The organism is Shewanella sp. POL2 (genome assembly GCF_000282755.1).
Taxonomy (GTDB): Bacteria; Pseudomonadota; Gammaproteobacteria; order Enterobacterales; family Shewanellaceae; genus Shewanella; species Shewanella xiamenensis.
This window is the reverse complement of the sequence record NZ_AKZL01000039.1, coordinates 1-14,563: the sequence shown is the minus strand read 5'-3', so window position 1 is coordinate 14,563 and position 14,563 is coordinate 1. Positions and strand designations below refer to the sequence as shown.

At 46.8% G+C, this 14,563-nt stretch carries 12 protein-coding genes and 1 pseudogene; 11 read left to right on the top strand and 2 right to left on the bottom strand.

Features of this window, described 5'->3' with window-relative positions:
* The first annotated feature begins 55 nt into the window (after positions 1-55).
* Entirely contained in the window at positions 56-568 is a 513-nt protein-coding gene (locus tag SHEWPOL2_RS12070) for a DUF2937 family protein (RefSeq protein WP_037428541.1), read from the top strand.
* Between the two features lie 42 nt (positions 569-610).
* Here the strand turns inward: SHEWPOL2_RS12070 and SHEWPOL2_RS12065 are convergent, their stop codons facing one another.
* On the bottom strand, positions 611-1,918 hold the full coding sequence (locus SHEWPOL2_RS12065) for an FAD-binding oxidoreductase (protein ID WP_037428538.1): 1,308 nt from the start codon (positions 1,916-1,918) through the stop codon (positions 611-613).
* Positions 1,919-2,151: 233 nt separating this feature from the next.
* Between SHEWPOL2_RS12065 and SHEWPOL2_RS12060 the strand changes: the two genes are divergently transcribed.
* The 10 genes from SHEWPOL2_RS12060 to gabT all read left to right on the top strand — a co-directional run bounded on the left by SHEWPOL2_RS12060 (position 2,152) and on the right by gabT (position 14,387).
* Positions 2,152-2,700, top strand: coding sequence for a cupin domain-containing protein (locus SHEWPOL2_RS12060; RefSeq protein ID WP_037415400.1), 549 nt, complete (start codon positions 2,152-2,154; stop codon positions 2,698-2,700).
* Between the two features lie 384 nt (positions 2,701-3,084).
* Positions 3,085-3,846, top strand: a complete 762-nt coding sequence (locus SHEWPOL2_RS12055) for a gamma-glutamyl-gamma-aminobutyrate hydrolase family protein (RefSeq protein WP_037415404.1) — start codon at positions 3,085-3,087, stop codon at positions 3,844-3,846.
* A 1-nt stretch (position 3,847) separates the two neighbouring features.
* Positions 3,848-5,203: a glutamine synthetase family protein gene (locus tag SHEWPOL2_RS12050; protein ID WP_037415407.1), complete on the top strand. Its 1,356-nt coding sequence runs from the start codon at positions 3,848-3,850 to the stop codon at positions 5,201-5,203.
* Between the two features lie 622 nt (positions 5,204-5,825).
* Positions 5,826-6,926, top strand: a complete 1,101-nt coding sequence (locus SHEWPOL2_RS12045; RefSeq protein ID WP_037415411.1) for a polyamine ABC transporter substrate-binding protein — start codon at positions 5,826-5,828, stop codon at positions 6,924-6,926.
* Between the two features lie 160 nt (positions 6,927-7,086).
* Complete coding sequence (potA, locus tag SHEWPOL2_RS12040) at positions 7,087-8,223, top strand: polyamine ABC transporter ATP-binding protein (RefSeq protein ID WP_037428537.1); 1,137 nt, start codon at positions 7,087-7,089, stop codon at positions 8,221-8,223.
* On the top strand, positions 8,220-9,125 hold the full coding sequence (locus SHEWPOL2_RS12035) for an ABC transporter permease subunit (RefSeq protein ID WP_037415417.1): 906 nt from the start codon (positions 8,220-8,222) through the stop codon (positions 9,123-9,125). The genes potA and SHEWPOL2_RS12035 overlap by 4 nt, the downstream gene beginning before the upstream one ends.
* Positions 9,122-9,937 (top strand): ABC transporter permease subunit, encoded by an 816-nt coding sequence (locus SHEWPOL2_RS12030; protein ID WP_037415420.1) that lies wholly within the window; start codon positions 9,122-9,124, stop codon positions 9,935-9,937. Before SHEWPOL2_RS12035 ends, SHEWPOL2_RS12030 begins: the two co-directional genes overlap by 4 nt.
* A gap of 316 nt (positions 9,938-10,253) precedes the next feature.
* Complete coding sequence (locus tag SHEWPOL2_RS12025) at positions 10,254-11,540, top strand: FAD-binding oxidoreductase (protein ID WP_037415423.1); 1,287 nt, start codon at positions 10,254-10,256, stop codon at positions 11,538-11,540.
* Positions 11,541-11,597: 57 nt separating this feature from the next.
* The gene (gene gabD, locus SHEWPOL2_RS12020; RefSeq protein ID WP_037428535.1) at positions 11,598-13,046 is read left to right on the top strand and encodes an NADP-dependent succinate-semialdehyde dehydrogenase; all 1,449 of its coding nucleotides are present in this window, start codon (positions 11,598-11,600) and stop codon (positions 13,044-13,046) included.
* 63 nt (positions 13,047-13,109) lie between these two features.
* The gene (gene gabT, locus SHEWPOL2_RS12015) at positions 13,110-14,387 is read left to right on the top strand and encodes a 4-aminobutyrate--2-oxoglutarate transaminase (RefSeq protein ID WP_037428533.1); all 1,278 of its coding nucleotides are present in this window, start codon (positions 13,110-13,112) and stop codon (positions 14,385-14,387) included.
* A gap of 39 nt (positions 14,388-14,426) precedes the next feature.
* Here gabT and SHEWPOL2_RS22895 read toward each other — a convergent pair.
* Positions 14,427-14,563 (bottom strand): annotated as a pseudogene (locus tag SHEWPOL2_RS22895) (IS4 family transposase); the annotation flags it as partial.

Genomic DNA, 14,563 nt, shown 5'->3' with positions numbered 1-14,563 from the left:
CCTTGCAGCAATCAATTGACGGTGATATGTCCTTTGACTTATCAAGGAGTTTGTCATGATAACCAGATTGTTCGATAAATTGATCTTCGGCTTTATCTTAGTGATGGCGCTGCAACTCCCCCAATTAGCCGATCATTATCAGCAATTTTTGGCGGGGCTCTATACTTCGACCCAATGGCAAGTTGAGGGCTATAAGGCCACGGCTAAGGCGTATCACTTCAACGATGTTGAAACCATGATCGCCCGCCATTTGCAAAATGAAGAGCCTAGCGTCAGGGCGGATGCCGAGCAAAAGCGCCAGACGTTGGCTCTGCTGCAAACACTTCAACAGGGAATGAAGACTTTTGAGCAGGGGAATCTCTTCGAGAAAACCGCCTATATGTTCAATCCCGCTCGTTTTGAATATTTAGAGCAGACTATTGTTAACTTTAAGCCTGGCATCCCGTTAACCGCCAGTGGTATCGGTTTTGGCGTGTTAGTGGCGTTAATCGTGCATTATCTTGGTTCACTGCCTTTTATTCTGTGGGCAAGGCGGCGTAGGCGGATTAAATTAACCCGCGCCCTATAGGTCGTTGGATACTTGCTCGTTTATCCAACGACAGGGCAAACCTTAGAATAAGTCCTTAAACCTGTGGTACAGCATACCCGCAGCCAGCATAGGCGAGCGGAATGTGGGGCCGCCAGGGAAGGTCATATGCTTAATCTTGGCGAATACATCAAAATATCCTGCTTGCTGACAAATGGCTTCGGCTAGGAGTTTAGCTGCCATGTGGGTGGCATTTACGCCATGACCTGCATAGGCTTGGGCGTAAAAAATATTACTCGCATCTGGTAGGCGACCAATTTGCGGCATACGGTTGGCGCCAATGCCTATCATGCCGCCCCATTCGTAATCGATGCGGATGCCTTTTAATTGTGGGAATACCTTTTCAAGATTGGGCCTAAGCGCTGCCTCTATATCCTTTGGGTCTTTGCCTGAATAAGTACAAAGTCCACCAAACAGTAAGCGTCTATCCGCTGATAAGTGGAAGTAATCTAGGGCGATTCGCATATCTGCAAATGCCATGTTTTGCGGGATAAGGCTTTGGCATTGCGCTTCTGTTAGTGGTTCAGTTGCAAGTAGATAACTCCCCGCAGGAAGCACCTTACCGCCGATGTAGCTATTTAATTTATGGCCAATATAGGCGTTGCCTGCGAGTACGAGATATTGGCAAGTCACTTCGCCTTTTGCCGTTAATACTCGCGGTTTATTGCCTGAAATAATCTTTTCTGCGGCGCTGTATTCAAATAATTGCGCACCTAATTCACGGGCAACACGAGCCTCGCCCAAGGCCAAGTTAAGTGGATGTAAATGGCCACTTCCCATATCCACTAGGGCACCTTGGTAAAATTCTGAGCCGATAACTTCACTGAGTTGGGATTGGGTCAGCAGCTTTATTTCATGCTGATATCCTAGGCTTTTAAGACTGTCGAATTCGTCTTGAAGCTCAATCATATGTCGAGGCTTCACCGCAAGATCGCAATAACCCATTTGTAAGTCACAATCGATATCATGGGTCTGTATCCGATTTCTAACGATCTCCACGGCTTCAAAGCCCATTTGCTGGATCGCACTGACACCTTCTTGTCCAATTTCGTTTATAAATTGCGCTGGGTCATGGCCAATACCGCGGATCAGCTCACCGCCATTGCGTCCTGAAGCGCCCCAGCCAATTCGTTTGGCCTCAAGCAACACCACACTTAAGCCTCGCTGTCTTAGCTCAATTGCTGTGTTAATGCCGCTAAAGCCGCCACCCACAATACAAACATCTGCCGTTATGCTGCCTTCAAGTTGAGGGTGATCGTAAATTTCTTTAGCAGTATCAAGATAATAAGAGTGAGGGTATTGTTCACTGTGCACTGGAGGTTTAGTGGCCATTAGGGCTCCAAAAAATTGTTTTTATTGTAAATTGGGCTTGTCTCAGTATACTCATCACACTTTTGTGATACTGCTTTAAAGTGTTCGTTTTATTTAACACACTTTTTAGCTAGAATACAACGGAAGCGATTAAACTCACGCTTTTAGGGCTAAAATGTGTTTGGGATGGTGTTTATCCTGAACAACCGTTCTTCATCTATCGGGGCGACCGATCCTTTGGGGAGATGTGAAATTTGGATATTGGAGCCAGTCTCAGAACTGTTCGAAAAATGAAAGGCTTATCCCAACGCGAGTTGGCTAAGCGTGCTGGTGTGACTAACAGTACGATTTCAATGATCGAAAAAAACAGTGTTAGCCCATCCGTCAGTTCTTTGAAAAAAGTATTGTCGGGTATCCCTATGTCTTTAGTCGATTTTTTCTCAATTGAAGCTTCAATTGAGTGTGAGCAAAAAGTGGTATATCGCTCCGATGAACTCCTCAACATAGGTACTGGGCCATTAGAATTCAAATTGATTGGTCGTGATTTTCCCAATCGTGCCATGTCGGTGATGAGTGAAACCTATCCACCGGGTTCGGATACGGGCGAGGAAATGCTGAAACACGAAGGTGAAGAAGCTGCCATGGTGATTGAAGGTAAGTTCGAGCTTACCGTTGGCGACGAGGTATATATCTTAGAAGCGGGTGATAGCTATTACTTTAATAGTGAGCTACCCCATCGATTTCGCAATCCCTTCGATGAGCCTTGTCGGCTGATCAGTGCTACAACCCCTGCTAATTTCTAATTGCGTAACGCTGTCCTAGATTGCCTAGGGTAGCGTTATCTTTGAGAACCCACCAGTTACTCACCATATTAGTCCGGCTTTGGATTGTAATATATCATTCAAAGTGTAAATAATATTTTTCAAATGAACTTAGGTTTTCAGTCTTTATCTTTGGCTAATTTTTATCCTAACAATACTGCTGGTGGTTGTTTTGTCATCAAAAAACAAAGATTGTTAGTTTAAGTTTCTGTATTAAAACTGAAAATTACGCATTTAAATCAAACTATCATTAACAAGTGTTTAACCTCTTGCCTGAGGTTAAATTTCGGTGTACTGTGTGAAAAAATGAACATTAAAAATTAACTTGTTCATTGTACTCGTGAATAAATGCTTGGAAGGTGAGTTATGTCTACCCTGTTACCCCTTATTGGTGTTATTGCGTGTAACCAACGATTGGGTTCACACCCTTTTAATATTGTTGGCGAAAAATACCTATTAGGTGTGGTAAATGGTGCTAAGGGGTGGCCACTTGTGATCCCATCCTTAGGCGCGGACCAACCTATCGAAGCCATTCTGGCAAGACTTGACGGTATTCTGTTTACGGGTTCGCCCTCTAACGTTGAGCCACACCTTTATGCGGGGGTACCGAGTGAAGCGGGTACTCACCACGATCCTAAGCGTGACGCTACGACACTACCACTTATTCGAGCTGCCATTGCTGCGGGAGTCCCCGTGCTTGGGATTTGTCGCGGTTTTCAGGAAATGAACGTGGCTTTTGGTGGCAGTCTGCACCAGAAGTTACACGAAGTGGGCGGTTTTATTGAACATAGAGAAGATAAAGAGGCCTCGTTAGAGGTGCAATATGGGCCATCCCACAGTATTACTGTGGAGCCTGGGGGGGTCATTTACGAGGCTTGGGGCCGTAACTCTGCAGAGGTTAACTCTGTGCATACTCAAGGCGTGGAGCGCCTTGGGATGGGGTTGCGGCCAGAAGCTTGTGCTCCTGATGGTCTTGTGGAGGCTTTCTCCGTGATAGATGCCACTGAATTTGCCCTCGGTGTGCAATGGCATCCTGAATGGAAAGTAAGTGAAAACCCATTTTACCTCTCAATATTCAATGCCTTTGGCGATGCGTGTCGTCGTAGGGCTACAACTCGAGTGAAATAAAATGAATAAGCTAATCGCTTTTTTAAAAGAACGAAAAATCACAGAAGTCGAATGTGTTATCAGCGATATGACTGGTATCGCCCGTGGCAAAATTGCCCCAGTAGATAAATTTCTCGATGAAAAAGGTATGCGCTTACCCGAAAGCGTGTTGCTGCAAACCGTCACCGGTGACTTTGTCGACGATGATATCTATTACAGTTTGCTCGATGATGCCGATATCGATTTTGTCTGCGTTCCCGATGAAAATGCAGTATTTATGCTGCCTTGGACAATTGAAGCTACGGCACAGGTGATCCACGATTGTTACGACAGAATGGGCAATCCTATCGAATTATCACCTCGTAACGTCTTGAAAAAAGTGCTGTCTCTTTATGATGAAAAAGGCTGGGAGCCTGTTATTGCACCTGAGATGGAGTTTTACCTGACCAGCCGCAGCGATGATCACGATTTACCCCTCAAGCCGCCTATTGGTCGCTCAGGCAGACCGGAAGCGGGGCGTCAGTCTTTTTCAATTGATGCCGCCAACGAATACGATCCTCTGTTTGAAGACATGTATGACTGGTGCGAAATTCAGGGTTTAGATATTGATACGCTTATCCATGAAGATGGCCCAGCACAGATGGAGATTAACTTCAGTCACGGCAACCCGTTATCACTAGCGGATCAGGTGTTTGTGTTTAAGCGCACTCTACGTGAAGCGGCATTAAAGCATAATGTTTGCGCTACCTTTATGGCAAAACCCGTAACCGATGAGCCGGGTAGTGCTATGCATATTCATCAAAGTGTGATTAACAAAGAAACCGGTAAAAATATATTTACCAACGAAGATGGTACGCAAAGTGCGTTGTTTTTGAGTTATATCGCAGGGCTACAGAAATTTATCCCTGAACTCCTACCTTTGATGGCCCCAAATGCTAACTCGTTCCGTCGATTCTTACCGGGAACCTCTGCGCCCGTTAACTTGGAATGGGGGGTTGAAAATAGGACCTGTGGTTTACGTATTCCGGAATCTTCACCTCAAAATCGTCGTATTGAAAACCGTATACCTGGTGCGGATGCTAACTGCTACTTAGCCATTGCAGCGAGTTTACTCTGTGGTTATATCGGTATGGTCGAGGGACTCAAACCCTCCACACCCGTTCAAGGTAAATCCAATGAAAGCCGGAGCAATAACCCACACTGCTTACCATTAACCTTGGAAGAGGCGTTAGCCGCGATGGAAGAAAGTGATGCCTGTAAGGAATATTTAGGTGAGTCCTTTACCACGGGCTTTGTGGCCGTCAAACAGGCCGAACTTGAAAATTTCCGCAGAGTGGTGAGTTCGTGGGAGCGAGAATTTTTATTACTCAGTGTATAAAATGTTTTACATGGGTTGCACTGTTTTTGTTCAATATTGTCATGTTGTTAACGGATTCTGACGCCTGACAATGAGAACATTCAAACAGTGATTAAAAACTCTCTGCACCATTTTGGGTTGCTTGCTTAACTTTGGTGCAGAGTGCTTTTAACCTTAAGTGCTTACTTTGGATAAAGGGAAGATTTATCTGCTCTTTTGAGTGCTCATTCATTTAGTGTCTCTGTGTGCGGTGCTTGGGTCCTAAGAGTAAATACATAAAGTTGAACCTGTAAGTTTGGTTTTAACTGGCTGTTAGTTAATAACTTTGTAAGATGGTTGCAGCGGTTTCCCTAGGGGCTTGAGGCATTTGCCTTAATATTGCAAGATGTATGGTGTTACGATAACTAGTCTATTTTTATGCTTGTTAATGCAAATATAGATATAGATAAATTTGGCATGAAATCTGATAATCCCATTCATTGCAGCGACCTAGAGATGAAGGCATTATGGTGCTGTAGAGACTGCCGATGCGGTTTTTAAGGTGTAGCATTGGTCGAGAATAACAACAATAACCGAGCAGATGGTCGGTGACACAATTTCAGAATTGTTAAAGGCAATTCTGCTACCCGAGAAAGGAGAAAGCATGAAGCTATTTAATAAGATGACGACTTTGGCGCTAGTAACCGCAGGATCACTTGCCAGCGTAGCTGCTCAAGCTGAAGAAGTTGTGCGTGTATATAATTGGTCTGATTATATTGCAGAAGACACCTTAGAAAACTTCAAAAAAGAAACTGGGATTCGGGTGATTTACGATGTGTTTGATAGCAACGAAGTCGTCGAAGCTAAGTTATTATCTGGTCGCAGCGGCTATGACATCGTTGTCCCATCCAACCATTTCCTCGCTAAACAGATTAAGGCTGGTGCATTCAAGCCACTAGACCGCTCTAAACTCACCAATTTTAAAAACCTCAATGCTGACCTGATGAAGCTGTTAGAGAAGGCCGATCCAGGTAATCAATATGCAGTCCCTTATCTCTGGGGAACGAATGGTATTGGTTACAACATCAATAAAGTGAAAGCGGCTGTGGGTGAAGATGCACCATTAAATTCTATGGAGCTGATCTTTAACCCAAAATATGCTGAAAAAATCTCTAAATGTGGCTTTGCCATGTTAGATTCGGCCGATGATATGGTGCCACAGGCGATGATTTATCTTGGGCTCGATCCTAACAGTACTAAGGCCGAAGATTACGAAAAAGCCGGTGAGTTACTCGAAAAGATTCGTCCCTATGTGACGTATTTCCATTCATCACGTTATATCTCTGATCTCGCCAATGGTGATATTTGCGTGGCTTATGGTTTCTCTGGTGATGTGTTCCAAGCTGCTGCCCGCGCCGATGAAGCGGGTAATGGCAATAAGATTGGTTACTCTATTCCTAAAGAAGGCGCCAACCTGTGGTTTGATATGTTAGCCATCCCAGCAGACGCCACTAACGTGGAAAATGCTCACAAGCTTATCAACTACTTACTTCGCCCTGAGGTGATTGCACCTATCTCTAACTATGTGGCTTACGCAAATCCTAACGATCCTGCACAGCCCTTAGTCGATGAAGCGATTCGCAATGACCCAGCGATTTATCCACCAAAAGAAGTATTAGATAAATTGTATATTGGCGAAATTCGTCCATTGAAAATCCAACGTGTATTAACTCGCGTCTGGACCAAAGTGAAATCTGGCCAATAATCGACATGGGGCAAGCACAGCTTGCCCCTTTTGATAAACAAGACAATGGCTGCTCCTTTGGACATTAAGTCTTCAAGATTAAATCTCTATTCATTAATTCATTGTGTAAATCTCAAGTGTTGAATGTGTTATCACATCAATACTCGGGTGGAGAAGTACTATGGCAAGCACCTCGGGCGTCACCAATAAACCCACTACAAAGACGCAAGAAAAAGTCCTGCTTAAGATTGAGCGGGTCAGTAAGCTGTTTGATGATGTGCGTGCAGTTGACGACGTATCATTGACGATCAATAAAGGCGAAATTTTTGCCTTACTTGGAGGCTCAGGCTCGGGTAAGTCTACCTTGTTGCGTATGCTCGCGGGGTTCGAAAGACCGACCTCTGGGCGGATTTTTCTCGATGGTGAAGATATTACCGATCTACCGCCTTATGAACGTCCGATCAATATGATGTTCCAATCCTATGCGCTATTTCCCCATATGACAGTGGCACAAAATATCGCCTTTGGTTTAAAGCAAGACAAATTACCGAAAGCTGAAATTGAGCAACGCGTACAGGAAATGCTCAAGTTGGTACATATGGAGCAATACGGGAAACGTAAACCGCATCAGCTTTCTGGTGGTCAGCGCCAACGGGTCGCCCTTGCTCGATCTTTGGCAAAACGTCCGAAATTATTATTGCTTGACGAGCCCATGGGTGCGCTAGATAAAAAACTGCGTACTCAGATGCAGTTGGAAGTGGTTGAAATCCTAGAACGTGTTGGTGTGACCTGTGTGATGGTGACCCATGATCAGGAAGAGGCCATGACCATGGCGGGCCGGATCTCGATTATGAGTGATGGTTGGATAGCTCAAACCGGCTCTCCTATGGATATCTACGAGAGTCCAAATAGTCGCATGATTGCCGAATTTATCGGTTCAGTGAACCTCTTTGGCGGTGAGATTGAAGTGGACGAAGTCGACCACCTCATCATTAAACCCAATGATTTAGTACAGCCTTTCTATGTGGGTTACGGGGTAACCACCAGTGTTGAAGAAAAGCACGTATGGCTCGCTGTCCGCCCAGAGAAAACCATTATCAGCCGTGAACAACCTGAAGGTGAATACAACTGGGCTAAGGGCATAGTGCATGATATAGCCTATTTAGGTGGGATCTCGGTGTACTACATTCGCCTTGAAAATGGTCAGATTGTGCAATGCAGTATGACAAACCGTGAACGCCGCGCCGACCATGCAACCTGGGATGATGAAGTGTTTATCAGTTGGGAGGACACCAGTGGCGTGGTGTTAAGATCATGAAGATAAAGTCCAAACTTAAATGGCTTAAAGGACGCTTCTGGACGATAAGTCTACCTTATACTTGGCTATTGCTGTTCTTCGCCTTGCCCTTTGCCATTGTCCTTAAAATTAGTTTCTCTACGGCGGCGATTTCAATTCCGCCCTATGAGGCGACTTTTCAATATGCAGATGATGTACTAAATATCTTCCTGCATTTGGGTAACTATTTGATGTTGCTAGATGATTCGCTGTATTACACCGCGTATCTCAGCTCATTAAAAATGGCGCTCATTTCAACCATTGGTTGTTTGATCATTGGTTATCCTATGGCCTATGCCATTGCCCGTGCGCCAGCAAGGTTGCAAACTGTGCTGTTGTTATTGGTGATGCTACCTTCTTGGACCTCGTTCTTAATCCGCGTTTATGCCTGGATGGGGATCTTAAGTAACACGGGGATTATCAATAACACATTGATGTGGTTAGGTGTCATTTCTGAGCCATTGCAAATCTTGAACACCAATATCGCGGTCTATATCGGGATTATCTATGCCTATTTGCCCTTTATGATCTTGCCGCTGTATGCGACCTTAGTGAAGTTAGATATGAGCTTGATTGAGGCTGCTTCGGATTTAGGATCAAGCCGGATTAACACTTTCTGGAAAATTACTTTTCCTTTATCCAAAAGTGGGGTGATTGCTGGATCGATGTTGGTATTTATTCCGGCAGTCGGCGAGTTTGTGATCCCTGAACTGCTCGGCGGTCCAGATTCGTTAATGATAGGTAAAGTGTTGTGGCAGGAATTCTTCAATAACCGTGATTGGCCTATGGCCTCATCACTGGCGATTGTGATGCTGGCACTACTGATTATTCCTATTACCTTATTCCATCGCTATCAAGCACGTAGTTTGGAGAAAGACCTATGAAAAAGCTGAGTTTTTCTTCTGTAATGCTGTGGTTTGGGTTGTTCTTTTTATACGCGCCTATGCTGATTCTAGTGATCTATTCTTTTAACGAATCCAAGCTTGTGACAGTGTGGGGCGGTTTTTCACCTAAGTGGTACGGCGAGCTATTTGCCGATCAGCAGATCCTCGATGCCGTATGGACCAGCCTAAGAATTGCGTTTTACAGCTCCACTATGGCGGTGATTATCGGCACTATGGCTGCCTTTGTGATGACGCGGTTTAAGCGTTCATGGGCCAAGCTCACTTTGTCAAATATGATCACAGCGCCCTTGGTTATGCCAGAGGTCATCACGGGTTTGTCATTACTGCTGCTATTTGTGCATTTGGCAGATCTTTTAGGTTGGCCGAAAGAGCGCGGCATGGTGACTGTATGGATTGCCCATTCGACCTTCTGTGCGGCCTATGTGGCTGTGGTGGTGTCTTCAAGATTGCGTGAGTTAGACATGTCAATCGAAGAGGCGGCAATGGATCTTGGTGCAACACCGCTTAAGACCTTCTTCCTGATCACTGTGCCTATGATTTCGCCGGCATTAGTGGCGGGGTGGTTGTTATCCTTTAGCCTGTCACTCGATGACTTAGTGATTGCAAGCTTTGCCTCAGGCCCCGGTGCGACGACCTTACCTATGGTGGTGTTCTCCTCGGTGCGCTTGGGGGTATCGCCTAAGATCAACGCCTTGGCAACACTTATCATTCTGTGCGTGTCGTTAATTGCCTTCCTGTCGTGGTATATGGCAAGACGCGCCGAAAAACGTGAACGAATGCCGCTTAACTAACGTGTACTAACATACACAAATAAGCGGGGATTCCAGTGCTGAGATTCAAGAGCAGAGTGAGCAAGCACTGAGTCGAAATCTCGAGTGAAAAAGGATGGCCTTAATACCAAAGGCCATCCTTCTCTCTTCCCGCCAAGTCTTCTTATCTGTACCTCTACACTCAATTTTCAAATCTGTTTAAGACATAAAGGACACAATGTTTGAAATATCAAACATTGTGTAAATTATTGTGCTTTTATGGCTAGTGTTTCCCGATTTGAAGGTGTAGGATGTGATAGTTGTTTAAAATAATGAACATAAAAATCAAGGGAACATCATGTCAGCCATACCTCACACTGGATCATATTATGCGGCATCGGCCAACGATAAGGTTGAGCGCGCGCGTTTACAGGAATCGATTGAAGCCGATGTTTGTGTGATTGGTGCGGGGTATACAGGCCTGTCTGCCGCACTGCATTTACTCGAATCGGGTTTTAGTGTGGTGGTGCTCGAAGCGGCGCGAATTGGTTGGGGAGCCTCGGGGCGTAATGGCGGACAAATCGTCAACAGCTATAGCCGTGACATTGATACCATTGAAAAAACCGTTGGCAAAGAACAAGCCAAGCTCTTTGGTCAAATGGCCTTCGAGGGCGGACGCATCATCCGTGAACGTATTGCTAAGTACAACATTGACTGCGATCTAAAAGATGGCGGCGTATTTGCGGCGATGAACGAAAAGCAGATGGGACATTTACGCCATCAAAAGCAGTTATGGGAAAGCCATGGTCATGTTGGCAAGCTTGAGATGCTCGATGCAAACGGCATTCGAACTGTGGTAAATACTGAGCGCTATGTCGGCGGTATGTTGGACAAGAGCGGCGGCCATATTCACCCGCTGAATTTAGCCTTGGGTGAAGCCCGTGCAGTAGAATCCCTCGGCGGCAAGATTTTTGAAGACTCAGCGGTGCTGCGGGTCGATGAAGGCGATAGTCCTGTCGTACACACCGCTAAGGGCAGTGTAAAAGCCAAGTTTGTGGTGGTGGCAGGTAACGCTTACCTCGGTAAACTTATGCCAGAATTACAAGCCAAGTCTATGCCTTGCGGTACCCAAGTGATCACCACAGAGCCTTTGGATGAAGAGCTGGCTGCAAGTCTGTTGCCCCAAGACTACTGCGTCGAAGATTGTAACTATCTGCTTGATTATTTTAGGCTGTCTGGTGACAAGCGCCTGATCTACGGCGGTGGTGTAGTGTATGGTGCCCGCGATCCTGCGGATATTGAATCCCTGATTATCCCGAATATGCTCAAAACCTTCCCACAGTTAAAAGGGGTTAAGGTTGATTATGCTTGGACGGGTAACTTTTTATTGACCTTATCGCGCCTACCACAGGTCGGCCGTATTGGTAAAAATATCTATTACTCACAGGGTTGTAGCGGCCATGGCGTTACTTATACCCATTTGGCAGGCAAGTTAATTGCCGAAATGCTCAATGGTCAAGCCACGCGTTTCGATGCTTTTGCGGCGCTGCCCCATTATCCCTTCCCCGGCGGACACGCCTTACGTGTGCCTTTTAGTGCGTTGGGAGCATGGTATTACAGTCTAAGAGACAAATTAGGTATTTAATTTATTTGAATTTTTTATACGAGGTAAGGCATTACCTCGCAGCGAGAGGAATTTCCAGTGTTGTTAAAAGACCCGAGTCTGCTGCGTCAGCAATGTTATATCAATGGTCAGTGGTGCGATGCGCAGTCAAAAGAAACTGTCGCTATCGCCAATCCGGCGACGGGCGCGGTGATCGCCAGTGTCCCTGTGATGGGGCAAGCCGAAACTCAAGCGGCGATTGCGGCAGCCGAAGCGGCATTGCCAGCATGGAGAGCACTTACCGCAAAAGAGCGTGGTGCCAAGCTGCGTCGCTGGTTTGAATTGCTCAATGAAAACAGTGATGACTTAGCGCTAATGATGACCACTGAGCAGGGCAAACCCCTTGCCGAAGCTAAGGGGGAAGTCACCTACGCCGCCTCCTTTATCGAATGGTTCGCCGAAGAAGCGAAACGCGTCTATGGCGATACGATTCCTGGGCATCAGGGCGATAAACGTATCATGGTGATCAAGCAGCCCGTGGGCGTGACTGCGGCCATTACCCCTTGGAACTTTCCTGCGGCGATGATCACCCGTAAAGCCGCGCCAGCACTGGCTGCCGGTTGTACTATGGTGGTGAAACCTGCGCCGCAAACACCTTTTACCGCATTAGCCTTAGCCGTGCTTGCCGAGCGCGCCGGGATCCCCGCTGGGGTATTCAGTGTGATCACCGGTGATGCTATCGGAATTGGTAATGAGATGTGTAGCAACCCAACTGTGCGTAAGTTGTCTTTCACTGGCTCGACCCAAGTGGGTATTAAGTTGATGGAGCAATGCGCGCCGACTCTGAAGAAATTATCTTTAGAATTAGGCGGTAATGCGCCATTTATCGTATTCGACGATGCCAATATCGATGCGGCGGTCGAAGGCGCCATGATCGCTAAGTATCGCAATGCGGGGCAAACCTGTGTCTGCGCTAACCGCATCTATGTCCAAGCGGGTGTGTATGATGAATTTGCTCGCAAGCTCAGCATTGCCGTGGGCAAATTAAAGGTGGGCGAGGGGATTACTGAAGGCGTCACTACGGGACCGCTTATCAATCGCGCGGCGGTAGAAAAAGTCCAGAGCCACCTTGAGGATGCGCTCAGTAAAGGGGCGACAGTAGTCGCGGGCGGTAAGCCCCATAGCTTAGGCGGCAACTTCTTCGAGCCCACGGTACTGACGCATGTCGATAGCAGTATGCGCGTGGCCCGTGAAGAAACCTTTGGCCCACTGGCGCCGCTGTTTAAGTTTACCGATGTGGACGATGTGATTAAGCAAGCCAATGATACCGAGTTTGGGTTAGCGGCTTATTTTTATGGCCGTGATATCTCCTTAGTGTGGAAAGTGGCCGAGGCATTGGAATACGGCATGGTAGGCGTCAACACTGGGTTGATCTCCACCGAAGTCGCGCCGTTTGGCGGAATGAAATCCTCAGGGCTCGGCCGAGAAGGCTCTAAGTTCGGTATCGAAGAATATTTAGAAATCAAATATATCTGTATGTCTGTTTAAGTGACTGACGCTTGACAGGCAATGCGACTTCAGCAAGTTGGGAATGCAAGTAAGGAACACAAAATGAGCACAACTAATGATTCATTAATGGCACGTCGCCAAGCCGCTGTAGCTGGTGGAGTGGGTCAAATTCACCCAATTTTTACTGCCCGCGCTGAAAACGCGAGTGTGTGGGATGTTGAAGGTCGAGAGTTTATCGACTTTGCGGGTGGTATTGCTGTGCTCAACACTGGGCATTTACATCCTAAGGTTAAGGCGGCTGTTGCGGCGCAGCTTGAGGACTTCTCCCACACCTGTTTTATGGTGCTGGGTTATGAAAGCTATATTCAAGTCTGTGAAAAACTGAATCAGTTAGTGCCGGGGGATTTTGCCAAGAAGACGGCCTTATTCACCAGCGGCTCAGAAGCGGTTGAAAATGCAGTTAAAGTTGCTCGAGCATATACTAAGCGGGCGGGCGTGATTGCCTTTACCTCGGGTTATCATGGTCGCACTATGGCGGCACTGGCATTAACGGGAAAGGTCGCGCCTTACAGTAAAGGCATGGGGTTAATGTCGGCGAATGTGTTCCGCGCTGAGTTTCCCTGTGCGCTACACGGCGTGTCCGATGATGATGCGATGGCCTCTATCGAACGTATCTTTAAAAATGATGCCGAGCCGAGTGATATTGCCGCAATTATTCTCGAACCAGTGCAGGGCGAAGGCGGGTTTTATGCCGCTTCGCCAGCCTTTATGCAGCGTTTACGCGCGCTTTGCGACCGTGAAGGTATTATGTTGATCGCCGATGAAGTGCAAACGGGGGCGGGTCGCACGGGGACCTTCTTCGCGATGGAGCAAATGGGCGTGAGCGCTGATATCACCACCTTTGCGAAATCCATTGCTGGTGGCTTCCCACTCTCAGGTATTACGGGTAAAGCTGAAGTCATGGATGCCATTGGCCCCGGGGGCCTTGGCGGCACCTACGGCGGTAACCCGCTGGCCTGTGCGGCGGCGCTTGCCGTACTTGAGGTGTTTGAAGAGGAAAAGCTGCTTGAGCGTGCCAATGCGATTGGCGAGCGGATTAAGTCGGCGTTAAATACCATGCAAGTCGAACATCCACAAATTGCCGATGTGCGCGGCTTAGGGGCGATGATCGCCATTGAATTGATGGAGGATGGTAAACCAGCACCTCAGTATTGCGCGCAAATCTTAGCAGAGGCGAGAAACCGAGGACTGATTCTTCTCTCCTGCGGCACCTACGGTAACGTGCTGCGGATTTTGGTGCCATTGACAGTGCCAGATGAGCAGCTCGGAGCGGGGCTTGGCATTTTAAAGGCCAGTTTCGATGCCGTGTTAAAAGGTTAACAGAGATAAAAAATCCCGCTTTGGCGTAATGCCGTTCACTTAAGAGTGAACGGCATTTTTCTTTGGTCTAACCGGAAACTTGTTTTTGCTCATTTTAAGAACTCGTGGATATGCCCTTTCCCGTTTACCATCCAGCTTAAATTGCCGTGCATTTCGTTCTATATCCAATACGTCTG